This is a genomic window from Priestia megaterium NBRC 15308 = ATCC 14581, from assembly GCF_000832985.1.
Lineage (GTDB): Bacteria > Bacillota > Bacilli > Bacillales > Bacillaceae_H > Priestia > Priestia megaterium.
The window spans coordinates 3,690,990-3,713,394 of record NZ_CP009920.1; the positions used below are offsets into that span (position 1 = coordinate 3,690,990).

At 38.5% G+C, this 22,405-nt stretch carries 18 protein-coding genes; 16 read left to right on the forward strand and 2 right to left on the reverse strand.

The features are described from left to right. Positions 1-5 precede the first annotated feature (5 nt). The gene (locus tag BG04_RS19115) at positions 6-860 is read left to right on the forward strand and encodes a CheR family methyltransferase (RefSeq protein WP_016763571.1); all 855 of its coding nucleotides are present in this window, start codon (positions 6-8) and stop codon (positions 858-860) included. A gap of 32 nt (positions 861-892) precedes the next feature. Here the strand turns inward: BG04_RS19115 and BG04_RS19120 are convergent, their stop codons facing one another. Next, positions 893-2,035, reverse strand: coding sequence for a SpoIIE family protein phosphatase (locus tag BG04_RS19120; RefSeq protein ID WP_016763572.1), 1,143 nt, complete (start codon positions 2,033-2,035; stop codon positions 893-895). A gap of 186 nt (positions 2,036-2,221) precedes the next feature. After that, a complete protein-coding gene (locus BG04_RS19125) occupies positions 2,222-2,836 on the reverse strand; it encodes a LysE family translocator (RefSeq protein WP_016763573.1) in 615 nt (204 codons plus the stop codon). A gap of 289 nt (positions 2,837-3,125) precedes the next feature. Here BG04_RS19125 and BG04_RS19130 point away from each other — a divergent pair, with 289 nt between their 5' ends. The 15 genes from BG04_RS19130 to BG04_RS19200 all read left to right on the forward strand — a co-directional run bounded on the left by BG04_RS19130 (position 3,126) and on the right by BG04_RS19200 (position 22,299). Then, positions 3,126-4,499 carry an amino acid permease gene (locus BG04_RS19130; RefSeq protein ID WP_034653257.1) on the forward strand — a complete coding sequence of 458 codons (1,374 nt, stop codon included), beginning with the start codon at positions 3,126-3,128 and terminating at the stop codon, positions 4,497-4,499. Positions 4,500-4,664: 165 nt separating this feature from the next. After that, positions 4,665-5,357, forward strand: a complete 693-nt coding sequence (locus BG04_RS19135) for a Crp/Fnr family transcriptional regulator (protein ID WP_034653256.1) — start codon at positions 4,665-4,667, stop codon at positions 5,355-5,357. Positions 5,358-5,397: 40 nt separating this feature from the next. Beyond that, on the forward strand, positions 5,398-6,114 hold the full coding sequence (locus BG04_RS19140; protein ID WP_034653254.1) for a YjjG family noncanonical pyrimidine nucleotidase: 717 nt from the start codon (positions 5,398-5,400) through the stop codon (positions 6,112-6,114). A 230-nt stretch (positions 6,115-6,344) separates the two neighbouring features. Then, positions 6,345-8,033, forward strand: a complete 1,689-nt coding sequence (ggt, locus tag BG04_RS19145) for a gamma-glutamyltransferase (RefSeq protein WP_034653252.1) — start codon at positions 6,345-6,347, stop codon at positions 8,031-8,033. Positions 8,034-8,621: 588 nt separating this feature from the next. Beyond that, positions 8,622-10,076 carry a glycoside hydrolase family 68 protein gene (locus BG04_RS19150; RefSeq protein WP_016763578.1) on the forward strand — a complete coding sequence of 485 codons (1,455 nt, stop codon included), beginning with the start codon at positions 8,622-8,624 and terminating at the stop codon, positions 10,074-10,076. Positions 10,077-10,173: 97 nt separating this feature from the next. Next, positions 10,174-11,739 (forward strand): glycoside hydrolase family 32 protein, encoded by a 1,566-nt coding sequence (locus BG04_RS19155; protein WP_034653250.1) that lies wholly within the window; start codon positions 10,174-10,176, stop codon positions 11,737-11,739. A gap of 107 nt (positions 11,740-11,846) precedes the next feature. After that, positions 11,847-12,281, forward strand: a complete 435-nt coding sequence (locus BG04_RS19160; RefSeq protein ID WP_013056263.1) for a ferritin-like domain-containing protein — start codon at positions 11,847-11,849, stop codon at positions 12,279-12,281. Between the two features lie 301 nt (positions 12,282-12,582). Beyond that, positions 12,583-14,043 carry an MDR family MFS transporter gene (locus BG04_RS19165; protein ID WP_034653249.1) on the forward strand — a complete coding sequence of 487 codons (1,461 nt, stop codon included), beginning with the start codon at positions 12,583-12,585 and terminating at the stop codon, positions 14,041-14,043. A gap of 474 nt (positions 14,044-14,517) precedes the next feature. After that, the gene (locus BG04_RS19170; protein WP_013082466.1) at positions 14,518-15,708 is read left to right on the forward strand and encodes a glycine C-acetyltransferase; all 1,191 of its coding nucleotides are present in this window, start codon (positions 14,518-14,520) and stop codon (positions 15,706-15,708) included. 37 nt (positions 15,709-15,745) lie between these two features. Next, positions 15,746-16,705 (forward strand): L-threonine 3-dehydrogenase, encoded by a 960-nt coding sequence (locus BG04_RS19175; RefSeq protein ID WP_016763582.1) that lies wholly within the window; start codon positions 15,746-15,748, stop codon positions 16,703-16,705. 210 nt (positions 16,706-16,915) lie between these two features. Then, positions 16,916-17,380, forward strand: coding sequence for a histidine utilization transcription antiterminator HutP (gene hutP, locus BG04_RS19180; protein ID WP_013056267.1), 465 nt, complete (start codon positions 16,916-16,918; stop codon positions 17,378-17,380). Between the two features lie 354 nt (positions 17,381-17,734). Then, positions 17,735-18,955, forward strand: coding sequence for an MFS transporter (locus BG04_RS19185; RefSeq protein ID WP_034653248.1), 1,221 nt, complete (start codon positions 17,735-17,737; stop codon positions 18,953-18,955). A gap of 261 nt (positions 18,956-19,216) precedes the next feature. Beyond that, positions 19,217-19,882: a type 1 glutamine amidotransferase domain-containing protein gene (locus BG04_RS19190; RefSeq protein WP_034653246.1), complete on the forward strand. Its 666-nt coding sequence runs from the start codon at positions 19,217-19,219 to the stop codon at positions 19,880-19,882. Between the two features lie 204 nt (positions 19,883-20,086). Continuing rightward, on the forward strand, positions 20,087-20,377 hold the full coding sequence (locus tag BG04_RS19195) for a putative quinol monooxygenase (RefSeq protein ID WP_034653244.1): 291 nt from the start codon (positions 20,087-20,089) through the stop codon (positions 20,375-20,377). Positions 20,378-20,859: 482 nt separating this feature from the next. Then, the gene (locus BG04_RS19200) at positions 20,860-22,299 is read left to right on the forward strand and encodes an aldehyde dehydrogenase family protein (protein WP_034653242.1); all 1,440 of its coding nucleotides are present in this window, start codon (positions 20,860-20,862) and stop codon (positions 22,297-22,299) included. Positions 22,300-22,405: the final 106 nt, after the last annotated feature.

Here is a 22,405-nt window from a genome sequence, read left to right on the forward strand (position 1 = left end):
CATATATGGATATGAAGCACCTAGATTTAAGTGAAGACTTAGTTATGAATAAAAAAACAGATTTAGAGATTGATTTACTGCTGACGGCTATTTATCGATTAACAGGATTCGATTTCAGGCAGTACGCTAAATCTTCTATCTGTCGCCGGGTCTATAATCGAATGAAAATTGAACGTATTCCAACTGTATCTCGATTGTTAGAAAAAGCGATTCATGAAGAAGAATTTATGAATCAGCTTTTAAATGATTTTTCGATAAATGTAACAGAGATGTTTCGCGATCCAAGCTTTTTTAAAGCATTTCGCACAAAAGTGATTCCGGTATTAAAGGATTATCCAGAAATTCGCATTTGGCACGCTGGCTGTGCAACGGGCGAAGAGGTATTTTCTATGGCGATTCTTTTAGAAGAAGAAGGGTTAATGGATAAAACGGTCATTTACGCAACCGATATGAACGAAGATGTATTAGAAAAAGCAAAACAAGGTGCTTTTTCTTTACGTAAAATGAAGTCATATACAAAAAATTATATTCAAGCCGGTGGAAAGAACGCCTTCTCAGAATATTATCAGACGGACCATCACTATGCATATTTTCATCCGTCGCTGTTAAAAAATATTATCTTTGCTCAGCATAATTTAGTCACGGATCAGTCATTTAATGAATTTCACGTCATCATTTGCCGAAACGTCCTTATTTATTTTACAGCTCAGCTGCAAAATCAAGTGTATAATTTATTTTCAGAAAGCCTGTGTGCAAAAGGATTTCTTGGGCTTGGTGATAAAGAAACGCTTCGCTTTGCTGAAGGAGGAGCTTCTTATATCGAGTTTGCAGGGAACGAGCGCATTTATCAAAAGCAATAAAAAAAGAAAGACCTCATTGGTGAGGTCTTTTTTTATTGTGCTTGTGCTTGAATCATAAGCACGCACATGTCATCAGGCTGATTTAACTTTTGTTCTTCTGAAAAAATTTCATTCATAAATGTCTGCGGATTTGTCCATTTTTGTTCAGTAAGCTTTTGAAGACGAAGAGCAGATTCATTTTCGCAAGGGCCCATTGATTCAAGAGCTCCGTCTGTAAATAGCAAAATTTGCACATCGTTCTCAAAGCTGACAACAGATTTCTGAACGTCCATTTCTTCAAAAAACCCTACAGGGCAGCTTCCTCGTTGAAGAGGAACGAGCATATGTTCATCCACTAACATATAACCTTCTGGATGCCCGGCATTCACATATTCTACTGTCTTAGCTTCCGTATCAATCACTAAATAAATAGCAGTGAAATAGTAAGGGATTTCATCTTTTTCGCTGTGCAATAATTCCATGTAGCGATTCAACTCTGTAATAACCTGCTCAGGGTCTACGAGGGACTTGATAGCTTCTCTGAGCACAGACGAAATAAACATACAAACAAGCGAGGCAGAGATGCCGTGCCCCATCATATCAAAAAGAATAATTCCGTACCGATGCTCGTCAATTTTGTGCCAATAGTACATATCACCTGCTAATTTAAAAGAAGGATAATAAGAAACTTCCATTTGAATATCTTTCTCTCGTAAAGGGGGACTAAGTAAGTTTTGCTGTACGTGCGTAGCTAAATCTAACTCAGTTTGAATTTTCTTTTCATGTTCCGTGTGCCAGTCAATTTCTGCTTTAAGGCGTAAGGCTACCCGCATACGAGCCAGCAGTTCCACTTTATTGATCGGCTTTGTGACGTAATCTGTTCCACCGGCGTCTAGAGCTTCTACTAATTTGCTGCTGTCTTCTAGAGCTGTGACAAAGATAATTGGAATATGTTTTAAGCGTTCTACCTGCTGGATTCGCCTGCAGGCTTCGATTCCATCGATTTCGGGCATCATAATATCAAGTAAAATTAAATCGACCGAATTCGTTTTTGAGTTCTCATCGTCCAGGTTAAGATAGTCAAAAAGGGCATGGGCAGACGTAAGAGACACACAGTTATCGTAGCCAGCGCCTTTTAAAATTTTTTCAATCACAAATAGATTGACTTGATTGTCATCTACTAGAAGAATGGTCATGCTTTATTTCCCCTTATTATGTTTGAAGACTAATGATTGAGTATGTAGTTTTCAAGCATTTTTTATACTTTTTCTGTTTTTCTATTTATCTATTATACAGAAAACACAGCGTTTAGGGTATTTTTTAAGATTATTCTTTTCTATTTAAAAAGCAACTTGTCCCCAGAAAAGGAGATAAATTACTTTTTATAGCAACTTGTATAACGCAAATATCCCGAAAGTCAGTACAACCGCTCCCGAAATATGATTTACCCAAATCAAGCTGTTATTCGTAAACTTCGACCGGGCAAGACTAATAGCAAAACTGAGCGAAAGCCACCAGCAGGCCGATCCTAAAAATACGCCTGCAACCATTGTCAACGCAGAAGCAACATCAAATGCTGATTTACTAATGCCTACACCAGAAAACACGCCAATAAAAAATAAGATCGTCATTGGATTCGTAACCGTTAAAAAAAGAACGGATGTATAAGAACGAAGCAAACCTTCTCCTTTAGCAGCAGCAGCGTGCTCTGCAGGTTGAGAACGAAAAGTTTGTACACCTAAATAACATAAAAATAATCCTCCAATCAGCTGAAGCCAAATCTTTTGGGTTAGTAAAAAGGTTGTAATGAACGTTAGGCCAAACGCAGCGATGCATCCATAAAGAGCATCTGCTGTAGCTGCCCCCAGCCCGGATACAAACCCATGCAATCTCCCTTTAGATAACGTGCGATTAATGCATAAAATACCGATGGGACCGACGGGTGCAGCAACGGAAAAGCCGATCACTAACCCCTTTAGAAAATAAAATAAGTTCATCTTTTAAGTTGCTCCTAAGAAGTTTTTCTTTAGTATAGTACAAAAGCAATCGTGAATGAAGCCAATTTTGAGAAAGTTGTTAACACATATTTTTAGTCTGTTCGGTTACATCATAATGATGTTATAAAAAACATCACTAGCAAATTTATTTTAATCATTAAAAAGTTAAAAAACTAAATTATTTTACACAGAAAATTAAATGTAGTAAAATAATTCACTGTTACATATATAGAAAGATCTACCACTAAAAAGTAGTCATTCGTAATGAGATGAAGAGAGGTTAGTCATCATGAGTAATCTGTTTGCAAAAAAAGATGTTAACAAGCTATTAGAGGAAAATGCGGCAAAAGAATCAACTAAGACATTAGGGTTATTTGATGTGATTTTGATGGGAGTAGGAGCAACCATTGGGACAGGAGTTCTGGTTATAGCAGGGTTAGTTGCCGCGAGGGATGCAGGGCCCTCGGTCTCCATTTCCTTTGTTATTTCTGCAGTAGCCTGTATTCTTGTTGCGCTGTGTTATGCAGAATTTGGTTCAGCTATTCCAAGTTCGGGAGGCGCATATACATACATATATGTTTCACTAGGAAAATTTGTAGCGCATTTGATAGGATGGTCCATCGTAGGATGCTATACGGTATCTTTAGCTTCCGTAGCGGGCGGTTGGTCATCTTATGTGAATAATGTGCTTACTGAATTTGGTATTAGACTTCCTGAATCGTTCACGGCCATACCAAGCGGTGGAGGTATTATTAATCTTCCTGCGGTATTTATTGTCCTGTGCATGTCGTTTTTATTAACAAGAGGGGTAAAAGAAAGTAAAAAAATAAATAACTTAATGGTTTTAATCAAGATAGGTATTGTTCTGTTATTTGTAGCCGTCGGCGTCTTTTTTATTCATACAAATAACTGGCACCCATTTACTCCTTTTGGTGTGAAAGGAATCTTTGCAGGCGCAGCTTCCGTCTTTTTTGCATATAACGGATTTGATGCCATTTCTACTTCGGCAGAAGAAGTGAAAAATCCGCAAAGAAACTTGCCGCTAGGCATTTTGATTGCACTAAGTGTTTGTACAGTCATTTACGTAGTAATTGCATTAGTATTAACAGGAATGGTTTCTTATAAAGAGCTAAACGTAGGCGATGCGTTGTCATATGCGCTCAATAGTGTAGGACAAGAATGGGCAGCGCTCATTGTATCTATAGGAGCGGTTATTGGTATTATGGCCGTCGTATTTGCTTATTTGTTTGTCGTGCCTCGCATACTGATGTCAATGAGCCATGATGGATTATTGCCGTCTCTTTTTGCGAAAGTAAACCGAAAAAACAGCGAACCTGTCATATCCACATGGCTTGTGGGCGCGTTAGGCGCTGTTGTAGCTGGTTTTGTTGATTTAAAACAGCTGGCAGATTTAGCGAATATGCTAGCGATTGTCACGTTTGCTGCCGTTTCATTTTCGATTTTGGTTCTGCGAAAAACTCAGCCTAACCTAAAGCGCGGTTTCAAAGTACCTTTTGTACCATTTATTCCGATTATTGCTATTCTTTGCTGTATCTTTCTTATGTTCAACTTATCAATGAAAACGTGGATGTATTCAATCGGCTGGATGCTGATTGGCGTCTTTATTTACGTTGGATACGGTAGAAATAAAAAGAGCGTTTAGCAAAAAAAAGACTCTAAGCGAACAAGCTAGAGTCTTTTTGTGTATATATTTATCTTGAAAGTGAGCTATGAATATAACGTAAAAATTTATTTGAGACATATGTCCTTTTTATTTTAGGAAATGTTATTGTTTAATAAAAGAAACCGTTATGATGGAGAGGAAAACATGAGGGAAATTACGAGTGAGAAAAAGCTGATGGAGTATATAAATACTTATAAATTAGAGTCGGTTTTCAAAAAAGAGTTACTACCGCATTTGTCACTGTATGATGTTGAGGCAGGAGAACGTCTTTGTTCTCAAGGAGACGCGTCTCACTGTTTGTACATATTGGTGAAAGGCAAGGTTAAAGTTTATACCATATCGCCCGAAGGCAAGACGCTTGTTCTTTCCTTTAAGCAGCCCCTTGAAGTAATAGGCGATATTGAGTATGTACAAGATGTTGATATTATGAATACGGTTGAAGCCGTTTCACCTTTAGTTGTTATCGGTATATCATACAAACGATTAAAGCAGCATGCGAGCAATGATCCACAGCTGCTGACGTTTTTACTGGACATGCTCACAAAAAAGTTTTGCGCAAAATCGAACTCGCTAAGCTTTAATTTAATGTACCCAGTTGAAGTGCGGCTGGCTAGCTACTTGCTCTCTATTTTTTGTGAAGAATCACATTTGGTTATGAACCAAAAAACAGAAAGCCTAAAAGATATAGCTAATTTAATCGGAACGACTTACCGGCATTTAAATCGTGTTCTTCAGAAATTCGTAGCGCAAGGAGTTATTGAAAAAAAGAAAGGCTCCATTATTCTTAAAGATAAAGAAAAACTGAGCTGTCTAGCAAACGACAATATATACGAGTAGACAAAGTAATAGATTAGTTGAAGGAGAGAGAGAGAGAAGAATGAAAACATACCGAACGCTTCTATTTGACATTGATAATACGCTTTTAGATTTTAACGCAGCCGAAGAGCAGGCTTTACAGCTTCTTTTTGCTAACCACGATATTCCGTTGACTGAGGAAAGCAAAAAACGTTATAGTTTGATAAACCAGGGGTTATGGACAGCTTTTGAAGAAAATAAAATAAGCCGTGAGCAAGTTGTAAATACTCGCTTTTCTACTCTATGTAAAGAATATGGAATAGAAAAAGACGGAAAGCTACTTGAAGCAGAGTACCGAACGTATTTGAACAATGGCCATCAGCTAATTGACGGAGCATTTGAGGTAATTAAAAACCTGAGCTGTCACTATGAGTTATATGTTGTTACAAATGGCGTATCGGCTACGCAATATAAACGCCTTCAGGACTCAGGTCTATATCCTTATTTTAAAGAAGTATTTGTTTCAGAAGATACGGGCTTTCAAAAGCCTATGAAGGAATATTTTGATTATGTTTTTTCACGTATAACAGAGTTGTCCGTACATGAAACATTAATTATTGGAGATTCTTTGAGTGCAGACATTCAAGGCGGGCAGCTAGCCGGTATTGATACGTGTTGGTTTAATCCGCAGAAAAAAAAGAATGATACAAATTGGAATTCTACCCATGAAATAGGAAGGCTTCAAGAGCTTTATATTCTGCTGAACGTAAATAATGAAGTAGCTTCGGTACAAGTGTAAAAGTGTATAAACGTTAGAAAACGCAAAAAGTGCTAACCTTTTCTTTAAACAAAAAGGGTTGGCACTTTTTCTATTTTACGGCTTTCAAAGGCTTAAAATCTGCTAGGGATATTGGTCTATAAATAGGATGGTTAAAGTAATCAATACAAATTTAAACAGTTTTATCTCAAAAGCAATAGGGTATTTTACCAATATCCCAGATAAAGTAAGTAACTAGGAGGTCGTAAAAGATGATTAATGGCAAAAGTTTATCTCGTTCAGGAAAGAGTTCATATAGAAGAGAAACAGCGGTTGGAAAAACAGGAATGGTAGCCAGTGCTCATCCAATTGCAACAGACGCCGGAGAACAAGTGCTAAAAGCCGGAGGCAATGCAATTGATGCAGCAATTGCCGTTCAGTTTGGGCTCAACGTTGGAGAACCAATGATGACCGGTATTGGAGGCAGCGGCTTTTTTATGGTATACCACAATGAAAGCAAAACAACTAAAATTTTTGACGGGCATTCTCAGGCTCCTAAAGCAGCTTATCCTGAAATGTTTCTTGATGAAGATAAAGAAGTTATTCCGTTTAGAAAGCGTTCTACTCATGCAACGGCAATTGGAATTCCAGGGATTTTAAAGGCGATGGAAGCAGCTCGTAAAGAATATGGAACAAAACCCCTTGCTGAATTGATTGAACCGGCTGCCAAAGCAGCAGAAGCAGGTGTGGAAACAAACTGGGTGCTTGGAGATATTTTAAAAACATATGCCTATCGACTAGGAGAACATGCTAAGCAGCTATATTCCCCAAACGGCAAGCCTATGCAAGAAGGAGATATGATTAATAAAAAAGATCTTGCTAAAACATTCCGCATTCTTCAAGAAAAAGGTATTGAGGCTTTTTATGAAGGTGAAATTGCAGAAGCCATTATTTCAACGATCAAAGAGCACGGCGGTTTTATGGAACTGTCGGATTTGAAAGAATACCAGATTAAGATTGATGAGCCAGTGTGGGGAGATTATAAAGGATACCGAATTGCTTCTTCCAACATGCCTAGTGCAGGAGGAACCACCGTGCTGCAAATCTTAAAGCTATTAGAGGACTTTGATGTGTCCCAGTACGACGTGAAATCTTGGGAAAAGTATTATTTGTTTGCAGAAGCTATGCGTATTGCATTTTCAGATAAAATTGCATTCTCTGGAGATCCAGCCTACAGTGATATTCCATTAAAAGGGCTTTTAAATGATGAATATATAAAGGAACGTCAAAAATTGATTAATTGGAAGCATAAAAATGAGAAAGTTGATTTTGGCAACCCGTGGAATTACGAGAAAGGCCAAAAAGTGAATGTTGTGCGTCAGCCTTATGAACCTGAACGTGAGCTTAGTGAAACAACTCACTTTACGGTAGTTGACCGCTGGGGCAATATTGTCGCTTGTACATCAACTGTGGAACATCCTTTTGGTACAGGAATTATGGTTAAAGACCATGGGTTTTTACTCAATAACGAGCTTACTGATTTTGATGCTATTCCTGGAGGGTTAAATCAAGCGGATGCAGGAAAGCGTCCGGTTAGCTGTAAAAGCCCAACCATCGTTTTTAAAGACAGCGAACCGGTACTCACTTTAGGGTCTCCAGGCGGACCAACGATTGTAGGGTCTGTATTTCAAACGCTTATTAATGTCTTAGACTATGGAATGGATATAAAAGAAGCCATTGAAGAACCAAGAATTTTTAATAGTACAGGATCACTTATCGGTTGGGAAGCCGGAGTGGATATGAATGCAAAAGGAGAGCTAGAAGCCATGGGGTTTAATTTTGGAGATGAGCCATTCCCAATCGGAAATGTTCAAGGTATTCAAATTGATAAAGAAACCGGCCGTTTATTTGGAGCAGCTGATTCCAGCCGTGAAGGAAAAGCAACTGGTTTAGACTCTTAATATTCAAAAAATGCATTATACGCTCTCTCTTTTTACAAAAGGGAGAGCGTATAATGCATTAAAAAAGATAAAAATGAGTAGGTAAAAAGAAGGAATATTTTTTTTTGAAAACATACTTTAGACCTTTATTATTATCATCCTAATCTTTAGAAAGGAAAAAGAATAGAACGTTTTCATGTCCGGCTAATAAAAAAAAGGTACTGATTTTTCAAGAGATTGATAAAAACAGAATGGTCGGAAAGTATAAAAAACGGAATAGCGTTTTCAATGCTGGAAAGATAAAGTGTTTAACCATGTAGAAAGTATCAAACGCAACGTCTGGAAATCGTGGTTTGAAATGTAAAAAAAGCCGTACACTTTTGGTGGAAAAACGGTTACATAAAAAAGGCTCTTACACGTAAACTTTGGTCCTAGTTACAGCTCAATGAAAAAGATAAAAATGAGAAATAGCTACATTTGGCATGTTTGACTTTCGTCATTTATCCAAGTAATCTTTTGGTTGAACGGAACCGGTTCTGTTTTCGGATTTTTGATAGCTAATTGAATTAATAAATTTATATTCTTTACTAACACAAAAGGAGAAAACATATGAAAATGAAACGAGTTGCTAAGCATACAACTGCTGCTACATTGGCTGCAGCCCTACTAGTAGGCGGGGGATATCAAACATTTGCTAAAGGAAACGACAGCAAAGACTTTAATAATAGCTACGGAATTTCGCATATTACTCGCGATAATATGGTGAAAATTCCACAGCAGCAAAACAGTGATCAGTTTAAAGTTCCTGCTTTTGATGAATCAACTATTAAAAACATTGCTTCTGCTAAAGGAAAAAATGCATCAGGAAATACAATTGACTTAGATGTATGGGACAGCTGGCCATTACAAAATGCTGATGGAACAGTAGCGACTTATCATGGATATCAAATTGTGTTTGCCCTAGCAGGTGATCCAAAAGATTCGAATGACACGTCTGTTTATCTTTTCTATAAAAAAGCTGGAGACAAATCAATTGACAGCTGGAAAAACGCTGGAAGAGTGTTTAAAGACAGCGATAAATTCGTTCCGAATGACCCGCATCTTAAAAATCAAACACAAGAATGGTCTGGTTCTGCCACGTTAACAAAAGATGGTAAAGTTCGTTTGTTCTACACGGATTATTCAGGTAAACAATACGGAAAACAAACGTTAACGACAGCTCAAGTGAACATGTCTCAGCCAAACGATAATACGTTAAAAGTTGATGGAGTAGAAGATTACAAGTCAATCTTTGACGGTGACGGAAAGATTTATCAAACGGTTCAGCAGTTTATTGATGAAGGCGGTTATGACACAGGGGATAACCATACGCTAAGAGATCCTCACTACATAGAAGACAACGGACATAAGTACCTTGTTTTCGAAGCTAACACAGGAACAGAAGATGGCTATCAAGGCGAAGACTCTCTATATAACAGAGCATACTACGGAGGAAACAATCCTTTCTTCCAATCTGAAAAGAAAAAGCTTCTTGAAGGATCTAATAAAGAAAAAGCTTCTTTAGCAAACGGGGCTTTGGGCATTATTGAGTTAAATGATGACTATACGCTCAAAAAAGTAATGAAGCCACTTATTACATCAAACACAGTTACAGACGAAATTGAACGTGCAAACATTTTCAAAAAAGATGGAAAATGGTACTTGTTCACCGATTCTCGCGGATCTAAAATGACGATTGATGGAATCGGACAAGATGATGTGTATATGCTAGGCTATGTTTCAAATACGTTAACAGGAAAATATAAGCCTTTAAATGATACAGGATTAGTTCTTCATATGGATTTAGATCCTAATGATAAAACATTTACGTATTCTCACTTTGCTGTACCTCAAACAAAAGGCGATAATGTCGTTATTACAAGCTACATGACAAATAGAGGCTTTTATGAAGACAACCACTCTACATTTGCACCAAGCTTCTTAGTGAACATTGACGGTTCAAAAACATCTGTTGTAAAAGATAGTGTTCTTGAGCAAGGTCAGTTAACAGTAGACGAAGACTGAGCGCTTTGCAATAGCAATAAAAGAAAATGGTGATTGTAATCACCATTTTCTTTTGTTTTATTCGATATAGACAAAAAAGAGAAAGGTGGGGGTTTGTTTGAAGAAAAAAGGTGCTTATAAATGGATAACGCTTGCCGTTCTTTTAGTTATAATAGCCGGACTTATTATAACAGCCGTATCCAAAAAAGAGGATACAAAAGACCCAGGAAAAGAAAAAGAGAATAAAAGTGAATCCACTTATCGCCCGGTGTATCACTTTAGTACGCCTGATAAATGGAAAAATGATCCTCAAAAGCCCATTTATTTTGACGGGAAATATCATTACTATTACTTATACAATCATGATTATCCTAAAGGGAACGGGACGGAATGGCGACATGCAACGTCTAAAGATTTGGTTCATTGGAAAGATGAAGGAGTAGCTATTCCAAAGTATACAAATAAAAATGGCGATATATGGTCCGGATCCGTTGTAGAGGATAAAGATAACACAGCAGGCTTTGGTAAAGACGCAATTGTAGCGATTATGACCCAGCCTTCTGCCGATGGACAAAAGCAAGAACAGTATCTATGGTATAGTACCGATAGAGGAAAAACCTTTAAATCGTATAGCAAAAATCCTATCATGCCTAATCCAGGCACCAAAGATTTTAGAGATCCCAAAGTCATATGGGATAATGAACATGACAAGTGGGTTCTCGTCATGTCAGAAGGTGAAAAAATCGGATTTTATGAATCTTCTAATCTAAAGGATTGGACGTATACGGGAGGATTTGTAACTAAAGATATTGGCATTACCGAATGTCCAGATCTTTTTCAAATGAAGGCAGATGACGGGACAGTTAAGTGGGTTCTCGGGACAAGTGCAAATGGAAAAGAAAGCGGAAAGCCAAACACCTATGCTTATTGGACAGGAAATTACGATGGAACAACATTCACTCCCGATATGGACGAGCCGCAATGGCTCGATCATGGCTTCGATTGGTACGGAGGAGTCACGTTTGAAGACGGTAAAAATAAAGATTCCTTAGAAAAACGCTACGCTTTTGCATGGATGAACAACTGGGATTATCCAGATAAGACGCCAACGATGAAAGAAGGGTTTAACGGCTTCGATTCAGTAACCCGTGAAATTACGCTTTCAAAACAAGACGACGATCAGTACAGCCTGTTATCAAAGCCTGTCGAAGAATTAAATCAGCTAACTGATTCAACAAACTCTGTTGAACAAGTAGAAGTAAACGGAGAGAAAAAGTTAAAGATAAAAGGTGAAGCTTATCAGCTTGATACAGATATTTCATGGTCAGATGCAGAAAATGTAGGCTTACGACTTCGAGAGTCCGCAGATCAAAAGCGGCACATTGATGTGGGCATTTTTGCAAAAGATAACGTCTCATATGTGAACAGAAGCTATAGCAATCAGCCTGATCAAAGCAAAAAGTATGTGGAAAGCCGTGATTACTTTAATGCAGGCAAGAAGAATGTTCATTTGAAGATATTGGTAGATAAAACAAGCATTGAAGTCTTTGTTGATGATGGAAAAACCGTGCATTCTAGCGAAGTGTTTCCGCGTCACAACGACCAAGGAATTACGCTTTTCTCTCAAGGAGGAACGTCTCTCTTTAAAAATATAGAAATCAAACATCTTCGCTCTCTTCAGTAATTTCCCTACTTTTAAAAAGAAGGAGCAGAATATCGCCTTATTGTGGTTTAGGACTAGATAGAAAGGGTACATGTCTACTAACAGCAAATGAAAGGGTGTTTATTCAAATGGAAGAGAAAATGAGACAACTAATAGAGGGACTTAATACCGATTTAGCGGGTGAATATTCGGCGGTTATTCAGTACACTTACTATGCGTCTACAGTAACCGGCCTAGAATATCAAATTTTAAAACCTTTCTTTGAAGGAGAAATTCCTGATGAGCAAGGACATGCCCTTTATTTATCAGAAAAAATCAAAAACCTTGGCGGTGAGCCAACAACAAAGCCGGCTGAGGTGAAGCACGTCTCAAACGTGACGGAAATGCTTAAAGAAGCGAGCAAGGCTGAAAAAGAAACTATCCAGCGCTACGAAGAGCGTAAGAAGCAAGCAGAAGAGTTAGGTTTAACAGAGCTTGTTGTAAAGCTTGAAGATATGATTGCAGATGAAACAAATCATATGGAAGAAATGGAACGTTTATTAAAAGATCCCCGATTAAGTTGATCATACAAAATACGTAAAAGCATCCCGTACCAAGTGTTACGGGGTGTTTTTTTGCAATTTAAAAAGGAAATAAAACATCATGTACGCATGTTTCTATCAATGAGATGAAAGTCATATTTTTGAAATTATCTATCGCTTTGAAAAAATTTATAGTAAAATAATTATTTGGCTGCATATGGCAGCAACTATATGCGGGGCATCACATACATATAAAGGCTAAAAGGGTATCCGTATATTGAAACCGCTTTTATCTTCTATAAGAAAAACCATGGTATGCCCGCAGTTGCAAGGAGAGAGAAAGATGAGGAAACGAATCATGACAGCGCTGCTGCTTGTCACTGTTTTAGCTGCAATGGAAGGAACCATTGTCAGTACGGCTGTTCCAAGAATTACAAGTGATTTGTCGGGCATTGAGCTAGTTAGCTGGGTATATGCCATTTATATGCTGACAACTGCTGTATCTACACCTATATACGGAAAGTTAGCGGATCTATTCGGCCGCAAAAAAGTTATGCTTGTTGGAATCATTATTTTCTTAATCGGATCGATACTTTGCGGACTTAGCTTTTCGATGCAACAATTAATTGTCTATAGAGCTATCCAAGGGCTGGGCGCCGGGGTCGTTATGCCGCTTACAATGATTATTATTGGGGACTTGTATGAAGAAGCAAAAGAAAGAGCCAAAGCGCAAGGGTGGATTAGCGCAGTTTGGGGAGTTGCGGGAGTTCTCGGGCCTCTTCTTGGGGGATTCTTAGTGGATACGCTGTCTTGGCGCTATATTTTCTTTTTAAATATACCGTTTGGACTAATGGCTTTTTTTGTTCTTTTAGTAAACTATAAAGAAGAAGTGGTAAAAGAAAAACGCTATATCGATTATATTGGAGCGGTGACTTTTTCAGTGGGAACAATTGCGTTTTTATACGCGCTTTTAACCGGAAGTCAGCATCAAAACTGGGGAGATCCGACCATTATAGGGTTATTTGTTCTAGCTGTTCTAACATTCATTGGCTTTATTTATATAGAAAAGAAATCTCCCGAACCTCTTATCCCGCTTGAACTGTTTTCCATTCGAAGTGTATCTGTTATAAACTTATTAACACTTCTTGTGGGATCAGTAGTTATTAGTATTACGGTCTACCTTCCAATTTGGAGTCAAGGAGTGCTGGGGAAAAGTGCAACCGCTGCTGGTTTTGTATTAATGCCTATGCCAGTATGCTGGACGATTGGTTCACTGCTTTCGGGGAATTTAGTAGGGCGTCTTAAAACGCACTCTATCCTTATGCTGGGCACGGCAATTGTAAGTACAGCTTGTTTTATGCTGTTTTTAGTTTCCACCCACTCACCCGTATTTTTAATTTATGTAGCCGTTGGGGTCCTTGGGTTAGGAATGGGGATTATTACGCCTATTTTTATGCTAGTTATTCAATCAGCGGTCCCGGCTAGCAAAAGAGGAGTAGCGGTGGCTCTTAATACGTTTACAAATACATTTAGTCAAACGCTAGGTTCTGCGGTGTTTGGTACAATCTTTAATTTAGTGACACTTTCACAAGCAAAGAAATTAGGGCAAGAAAATTTAAATGCTTCGTTTGAGACAGGCGGAGTACCAGCAGAAGAACTGTCAAAGCTGCATGAAATTCTTGCATCAGGTGTTCACATTATTTACAGTGGAACGTTTTTAGCTGCATTACTAAGCTTTGCTGTTTCATGCTTATTAGTAAAAAACGGACATAAAAAAATAAAGAACATCTCTATGCAAAAGTAACGGAAGAGATTGCTACAAAAGTATTTTAATTGAAGGACAATCCGAACGAGTTTGATTAAGGACCAAACTCGTTCGGATTTTTTTATTGGTATGGTGAATGTAGGTTTCATGTATGGAGGTGCTTTTAGCTGTTGATTCAGTTATGTATCAGTCTCTTTTTTAAAAGAATTATCAAAGAGAGAAAAAAAGATATTGTCTAATAACGTTCCGGAAAAATCGTTAACAGGAGGAAGAATTTTTATTATTGACGAAAATTTCTTATTTTTTGTTTTTTTAGTATGGACATTTACCTAGTTGTTTATTATTATGAATTCTATAAGTATTGAATTTTAAGCGCTTCCAAAAGAAACATTTGTCTTTCTCAGGAATACACTTGATTTTTAATTCATATACTGTAAGTGCTTAGATTAATCTTTTAATGGGGAAAAGAGAGGTTTATAAGACGTATTGAACAACGATGAGGGGGTATGGAAGATGACAAGCAGACGTTTAAAAGAATTCTTGAATAGTAATTTAGAAGATTTAAAAGATAAAGGATTATACAATGTCATTAATCCGGTAGAGGGGCCAAACGGACCTGTGATTCAAATTGAGGGAAAGCAATTAATTAATTTATCATCCAACAATTATTTGGGTCTTGCTACAGACGAGAGGCTTATTAACGCGTGCAACGAAGCTACTGAAAAATACGGAGTGGGGGCTGGAGCTGTCCGAACGATTAATGGAACTCTAGATATTCATATTAAGCTAGAGGAAAAGCTAGCCGAGTTTAAGCATACAGAAGCAGCTATAGCTTATCAGTCTGGCTTTAACTGTAATATGGCAGCCATCTCCGCGGTTATGGATAAACATGATGCGATTTTATCAGATGAGCTGAATCACGCTTCAATTATTGACGGATGCCGGCTATCAAAAGCAAAAATTATTCCTTTTAAGCATTCAGATATGGAAGATCTTCGTGCAAAAGCAGGCGAAGCACAAAAATCCGGTTTATATAATAAAATAATGGTAATTACCGATGGTGTATTCTCAATGGATGGAGACATTGCTAAGCTTCCGGAAATTGTAGAAATCGCAGAGGAATTTGACTTAATCACATACGTAGATGATGCTCACGGGTCGGGCGTATTAGGGAACGGCATGGGCACAGTCAAACATTTTGGCTTATCTGAAAAAGTAGACTTCCAGATTGGAACATTATCAAAAGCGATTGGAGCTGTAGGTGGGTACGTAGCCGGAAAAAAAGACTTAATCGACTGGTTAAAAGTAAGAAGCCGTCCGTTTTTGTTTTCGACTGCTATTACACCAGGCACGGCTGCTGCCTGTATGAAAGCAATTGAAATCCTAAGCACAAGTACAGAGCTGCAGCAGCAAATGTGGGAAAACAGTCGATATTTAAAGCAAGGATTAAAAGAACTAGGCTTTAACATTGGAGAAAGTGAAACACCTATCACTCCGTGCATCATAGGAGATGAAAACCAAACGCAGATTTTTAGTGAGAGATTAATAGAAGAAGGGGTATACGCTAAATCAATTGTTTTCCCAACCGTTCCAAGAGGGACAGGACGCGTTCGCAATATGCCGACGGCTGCTCATACGAAAGAAATGTTAGATGAAGCACTTCGTATCTACAAAAAAGTAGGCAAGGAAATGAAATTAATCTAAACGTTTAATCTAGGCAGTACACGAGGAGGATATTGACATGAAAAAAGTATTAATAACGGGTTCTTTAGGGCAAATCGGTTCTGAGTTAACGACGAAAATGAGAGAGATATATGGTTCAGAAAATATTATTGCCACCGATATTCGCAAAACGACGAGTGATGTCGTGACTTCAGGTCCATTCGAGATTTTAGATGTAACGGATCAGACTGCGTTATTTACGATCGCTAAAAAGCATAAAGTTGATACGATTATTCACTTGGCTGCGCTGTTATCAGCGACAGCCGAGCAAAAACCGCTTCTAGCTTGGAATCTAAATATGGGCGGATTAGTAAATGCGCTCGAAGTAGCACGCGAGCTTCAGTGTCAATTTTTCACTCCAAGTTCAATTGGTGCATTTGGTCCAACGACTCCAAAAGACTGGACGCCGCAGGATACAATTCAACGTCCTACCACGATGTATGGTGTTAATAAAGTAGCGGGTGAATTACTTTGCGATTACTACCACCATAAATTCGGAGTAGATACACGAGGGCTGCGTTTTCCAGGCTTAATTTCATACGTAACGCCTCCAGGTGGAGGAACAACGGACTACGCTGTTGAAATTTATTATGAAGCCGTTAAGCATAAGCGATATACGTCCTATATTGACAAAGGAACATATATGGATATGATGTATATGCCTGATGCATTGAATGCTGTTATCCAACTAATGGAAGCAGACGGTTCTAAGCTTAAGCACCGAAATTCATTTAACGTTTCTGCCATGAGTTTTGATCCAGAACAAATGGCGACTGAAATCAGAAAAACGATTCCGGAATTTGTTCTGAATTACCAAGTAGATCCTGTTCGACAAGCAATTGCTGAAAGCTGGCCTAACCATATAGATTCCAGCTGTGCGATAGAAGAGTGGGGATTTAAAACAGAATATAACCTAGAAAAAATGACGAGAGAGATGCTGGGAAAGTTAAAAGTTGAATCACAGCTTGTCTTAACGTAAGTAGAGAAAAATGATTTCTTCCTTGAAAGTAAAGTAAGCGCTTACTAAAAGGTAGGTTACTTGTTTATGCAAGTTCTACTTCGTAACAGTGGTGGACAGTACACATAGATCTCCTGATCCTTTAAGTGAGCGCTCGTTCGTTGAATAATCAGCACCTTTTTAGGTGCCGTCTGTTAAAATAATAAGGGGGTAGAAGGGAGGGAATGACAGTTGAGCAATAAATTTCAACAAGTTAATGATTTTTCAATGGGAAGATTAACATCTTTACTCGTTCTTTTACATAATACGGAACTAGCTGAAGGTATTGAAAAGGAAATTAATGAGAGAGGATACAGCTATACAGTAGGAAAAGTCGGAGCGATGGAGCTGTCTAAAGTCGTGGCGGCAATTGAAACGAGCGCCAAGACAAACAAAATTATTAATGCCCAGTCGTACCGGGAAGTTCACGCTCTTTATCATGCTATACTTGAAGCCATTCAAGGAGTTAGTCGAGGAACGCTTCAGTTGGGTGATATTTTACGAACGGTAGGACTCACATTTTCAATCGTGCGCGGAAAAATTGAGTTTTCAGGATCAAGCGATGAATGGATTAGCGTTTGTGTGTATGGAACGATAGGTGCGCCTAAAAAAGGCTTTGAACATGATACATTAGGCTTTGGTTTTAACCACATTTAAAAAATAATGAACGAAATAGTATGAATGTAAAAAGTGAGAGATGTACATAGCTGCTTTAAAGAAGATATTTTTCTTATTGAAAGGTTCTGTGCGGCGTGTTAACATAATGATTAATATAATAACTGCCTTTAAGACGGTCCAGAGAGGCCGAAAAGGACGGATCACTCATTTACTGCTTCTATGCCTATCTGTGCCCTTTTGCCCTCTGCGACAAAAGGGCTTTTATGTGTTACTTACTTCTTTTAAACGAAGTCCAGAGAGGCTTCAAAAGAGAATGGAGATATGTTATTTATCCATTCCTTCAAAAAAGAAAGAGCGTTGATACAGAAAGAATACACTGGAGGGTGGAACAACATGAATTATCGTAACAAGACAGTTGTAGCATCAGTAGCAGGTTTGACGTTAGAAGGGATGGACATTATGTTTATCTCGTTTGCTATGTCAATGATTATTGCTGAATTTCACATTGATTTAGCAACAGGTGGACTTATTTCTTCTATTACGAATATAGGAATGCTGATAGGTGGAGTCATCTTCGGAATTTTAGCAGATAAATTTGGAAGAGTGCGGGTTTTCACCTACACGGTTCTTCTATTTGCAGTCGGAACGGCATTAACAGGTTTTGCAGCAAATGTTGAACAAGTGTATGCTTCGCGATTTATTGCCGGAATTGGGGCTGGAGGAGAGTACGGGATCGGTATGGCTCTTGTAGCAGAAGCGTGGCCGAAACATAAGCAAGGACGAGCTTCATCCTATGTTAGTATTGGCGCACAATTTGGAGTGATCCTTGCGGCGCTTTTAAGTTCTCTGATCCTGCCGATTTTCGGATGGAGAGCGCTGTTTTTTGTCGGAATCATCCCCGTCATTTTTGCTTTTATGGTACGAAAAAATTTAAACGAATCTCCTGAGTGGCTACAAGCTCAAAAAGAGAAAACAGCGGTTGTTAAAAATAATGGTAAGCTTCGTCAATTATTCGCTACGCCTAGGACGGCGATGACGACTATTTCGCTGGCAGTGATGGCTACAGTCCAAATTGCAGGCTATAACGGACTTATGATATGGCTTCCATCTATGCTTCAGCAATCACAAGGCCTCTCTGTTTCAAGTTCAGCTCTTTGGACAATCAGTACAGCCGTTGGAATGATTATAGGCATGCTAACATTTGGTCAATTTATGGACCGTTTTGGATCGAAACGTACTTTTGGAATCTTTCTTCTTGCTTCAGCTTGTGCGGTATTTTTATACTCGTATGCCGAAGGAAGTGCAGGGCTGCTTATAGGAGGAGCTGTGGTCGGATTTTTCTCAAACGGAATGTTCGCGGGATACGGAGCGTTGATCAGCAGCCACTATTCAGTAGAAGTGCGCAGCACTGCAACGAACACCATTTTTAACTTTGGGCGAGCGCTCGGAGGGTTATCACCCATTCTTGTCGGCTATCTTTTGCAAAGCTATGATATGACAGTAGCGATGACGTACTTGGCGGGGCTGTACTGTATTTCGTTTATTTTTATGGTAAGTCTTAAAAGAACGGGAGAAAAGAAAGTGAAACAAATGAACGCTCAATCTGCTCTTTAAAATAAAAGATAGATTCTATGCTTTTCTGGAAAAAACCGCGCTTATTCAAAAGGGCGGTTTTTTTGAGTGTATAAAAAATAAATTCAGATGTTATATGGTTGTTTTTTCGCAGATGCTTTATTAACAAAGACACATTATCTATAAAAATATTTATGGATAAGTATATATTTTCTAATTTGTATTATAGTAATTCCTCTCTTACAATAGGGTGTGTAAGGCGGAAACAGAAAATACTATCTTTATTTACAGGAGGACGTTACTATGTCTAAACATATATTAATGGTCGTAACAACGGCTGACAAAATGAAAGAAAATCATCCAACAGGCCTTTGGCTTTCAGAATTTGGTGAAGCGTACGTAGAGTTCGAAAAAGCTGGATTTACGATTACTGTAGCAAGTCCTGTAGGAGGAAAAGCGCCGGTGGATGCTCGCAGCCTTGAAGGGGAGACTTCTCAAGAAATCTTAAATACAGCTAAGCATCTAGAGAATACCCTAAAACTTGATACAATTACAGACAGTGCTAAATTCGATGCTGTTTTCTTACCAGGCGGTCACGGCACAATGTTTGATCTGCCAGATAATCAAACACTCCACGCTTTAATTCGTGAACTATACGAAGGAGACAAAGTAGTAGCCGCTGTATGCCACGGACCCGCAGGCTTAGTAGGTGTTACATTATCAGATGAAAAGCCGTTGGTCGAAGGAAAGGATGTCGCTGCGTTTACAGATGATGAAGAACGTGAAACAACATTGGACCGCTTCATGCCGTTTCTTTTGGAAACACGTCTGCGTGAACTTGGGGCAAATGTAGTAACTGCTCCAAACTGGACAGATAATGTACAAGCAGATGGCAACCTAATAACAGGGCAAAATCCTCAGTCAACAATCAGTGTAGCAAAAGCAGTCGTGCAGCACTTATTGAAATAAGATATAAAAAAGCCTGTAGGCTACAAGCCTACAGGCTTTTTTTATGAACACATCAAGAAAGACCGATGTGTATAGCATGGATTTTTTGCTGTCTTGGACTAGAGAAATCAATCATCATACAAAAAATATGATGGTCAGTGTAATAAATTCAAAAAAAGGGAAGCTTTTTATGGAGAATATTTTTTAAAGAAATGAGGAAAAACGATGTCAGAAATTATTATTAACGCCATTTTGCAAGCCAAGCCAGGAAAAGAAGAAGAGCTTCGATCAGAGTTAGTAAAAGTTATTGAACCATCAAGAGAAGAAAAAGGCTGTATTCAATATACTCTCCACCAGGATACAGACAAGGAAGGCACCTTTGTTTTTTATGAGAAATGGAAAAGCAAAGAAGATGTTAAAGCTCACATTGAAACACCTCACTATCAACAATACAGACAGCAAACAGAACCGTTAATTGAAAGCAGAGCGGTACATCGTTTACAAGAAGTACGTTAATACAAAAAGTGGCTGGACCAAAAGTGTTTTAGTGGAAAGAAGATCCGAATGAGGAACCGAGATTCTTGATGGAGAATCAAACTCGTTCGGATTTTTTGTGGTTATGGTAAACGTAGGTTTCATTTAGTGAGACCACGCTGAAACCTACGCGATGAGGAGACTTATCGATCGCCCGCGGAAAGCGAAGGCTTGCACGGAAATCAACAGCGGTATAACAAATAATCCATACTAGCTCCTTTATTCCACTTGTTCATCTATAGATGGAATTGATTTCGTTATAACTCAATCTTTGTTTGTTATAAAGAACTAAAAAGCTGCAGAGGAAAAATAATTTCAGCTGCGAAAAGCGGATTCGAAAAGGGGGAAGACAGTGAAAGAAACAACAAATAATAGAAGCGGTGTTTGAGAAGCAGACAGGCGGGTAGATAAAAATTAGATGACATAGTTCAACAATTAACAAACTAAAAGGAGAGATCAAATCAATGCGTACAAATTTAAAACACTTTATTAACGGAGAATGGATTGAATCAACAGGAAACGAAACGTCAGATGTGATCAATCCTGCTACTGAAAAATCAATTGGTAAAATTAGCTTAGGTACAAAAGAAGATCTAGATAAAGCCGTGGCAGCAGCTAAAGCAGCTCTTCCCACATTTTCAAGAACAACAAAAGAAGAGCGAATTAAAATGCTTCGCAATATTGCAAAAGGATATGAAAAGCGTAAACAGGAGCTTATTGAAGTTATGACTGAAGAGCTTGGCGCTCCTTTAAAGATTTCAGAAGAAGTTCACTATGAAATGGGACTTAGCCACTTTAAAGAAGCAGCTAATGCACTTGAAGATTACACATTTGAAAAAGATCATGGAAGCTACAAGGTCGTGAAGGAGTCTATTGGAGTAAGCGGACTTATTACACCATGGAACTTCCCAACAAATCAGACTTCTACTAAAATTGCAGGAGCTATTGCAGCAGGAAGTCCAATGGTATTAAAACCATCAGAACTTACACCGTATGCAGCGATGATATTAGCAGAGATCATTGATGAAGCTGGTGTACCAAAAGGTGCTTTCAACCTTGTGAACGGAACGGGAAGCACAATCGGTGACGGTATTAGTTCTCACCCCGACATTGATTTTGTATCATTTACAGGATCAGGTGCTGTAGGCGAGAAAATTATGCAAAACGCGGCTAAAACAATCAAAAAAGTTGCGCTTGAACTAGGCGGAAAATCACCGCTAGTTGTATTAGAGGATGCGGATGTAGAAGAAGCGGCTAAAATAGCAGTTTCACACATTGCAATGAATACGGGGCAAGTATGTACGGCAGCAACGCGCATTATCATTCCTGCCTCTATGAAAGAAAAATTTGAAGAAGCAGTGAAGAAGGTTCTCCCATCATTCCCAGTTGGTGATCCATTAAATAAAGACAACGTAACTGGACCGCTCGTAGCGGAAAAACAGTGGGATCGCGTACAGGATTATATTAAAAAAGGAATGGACGAAGGTGCAACACTTCTTACTGGCGGAACGGGCAAACCAGACGGCTTAGAGACAGGATACTTTGTTAAACCGACAGTCTTTACTGACGTTTCAAATGATATGGTTATTGCACAAGAAGAAATCTTTGGACCTGTAACAACTATTATTACGTATGATGATCTAGAGCAAGCTCTTGAAATCGCAAATGATACAATTTATGGACTTGCAGGCTATGCGGTCGGAAAAGATCAAGAAACACTTGACTATGTTGCTAAAAATATTAGAGCTGGTCAAATCATCGTCAACGATGCCGAGCAAGACAGAGCTGCACCATTCGGTGGATTTAAGCAATCTGGTATTGGACGCGAGTGGGGAGCATTTGGTATTGAAGAATATCTAGAGCCAAAAGCGATCATGGGCGTTAAAGTTCCGGCAAAAGTATAATTGATGTAAAAAAAGAAAGGAGTTTTTCTCCTTTCTTTTTTTATGGATACATAAAAGAGAGCCAGTTAAAAAAAGAATAACCAAAGCAAAGGTGGATAGCATAAAC

Bases quoted from the DNA above. Each gene is read 5' to 3' on its own strand.
- BG04_RS19115 (WP_016763571.1), top strand. From the start codon at position 6: ATGGATATGAAGCACCTAGATTTAAGTGAAGACTTAGTTATGAATAAA.
- BG04_RS19120 (WP_016763572.1), bottom strand. From the start codon at position 2,035: ATGACCATTCTTCTAGTAGATGACAATCAAGTCAATCTATTTGTGATT.
- BG04_RS19125 (WP_016763573.1), bottom strand. From the start codon at position 2,836: ATGAACTTATTTTATTTTCTAAAGGGGTTAGTGATCGGCTTTTCCGTT.
- BG04_RS19130 (WP_034653257.1), top strand. From the start codon at position 3,126: ATGAGTAATCTGTTTGCAAAAAAAGATGTTAACAAGCTATTAGAGGAA.
- BG04_RS19135 (WP_034653256.1), top strand. From the start codon at position 4,665: ATGAGGGAAATTACGAGTGAGAAAAAGCTGATGGAGTATATAAATACT.
- BG04_RS19140 (WP_034653254.1), top strand. From the start codon at position 5,398: ATGAAAACATACCGAACGCTTCTATTTGACATTGATAATACGCTTTTA.
- ggt (WP_034653252.1), top strand. From the start codon at position 6,345: ATGATTAATGGCAAAAGTTTATCTCGTTCAGGAAAGAGTTCATATAGA.
- BG04_RS19150 (WP_016763578.1), top strand. From the start codon at position 8,622: ATGAAAATGAAACGAGTTGCTAAGCATACAACTGCTGCTACATTGGCT.
- BG04_RS19160 (WP_013056263.1), top strand. From the start codon at position 11,847: ATGGAAGAGAAAATGAGACAACTAATAGAGGGACTTAATACCGATTTA.
- BG04_RS19165 (WP_034653249.1), top strand. From the start codon at position 12,583: ATGAGGAAACGAATCATGACAGCGCTGCTGCTTGTCACTGTTTTAGCT.
- BG04_RS19170 (WP_013082466.1), top strand. From the start codon at position 14,518: ATGACAAGCAGACGTTTAAAAGAATTCTTGAATAGTAATTTAGAAGAT.
- BG04_RS19175 (WP_016763582.1), top strand. From the start codon at position 15,746: ATGAAAAAAGTATTAATAACGGGTTCTTTAGGGCAAATCGGTTCTGAG.
- BG04_RS19185 (WP_034653248.1), top strand. From the start codon at position 17,735: ATGAATTATCGTAACAAGACAGTTGTAGCATCAGTAGCAGGTTTGACG.
- BG04_RS19190 (WP_034653246.1), top strand. From the start codon at position 19,217: ATGTCTAAACATATATTAATGGTCGTAACAACGGCTGACAAAATGAAA.
- BG04_RS19195 (WP_034653244.1), top strand. From the start codon at position 20,087: ATGTCAGAAATTATTATTAACGCCATTTTGCAAGCCAAGCCAGGAAAA.
- BG04_RS19200 (WP_034653242.1), top strand. From the start codon at position 20,860: ATGCGTACAAATTTAAAACACTTTATTAACGGAGAATGGATTGAATCA.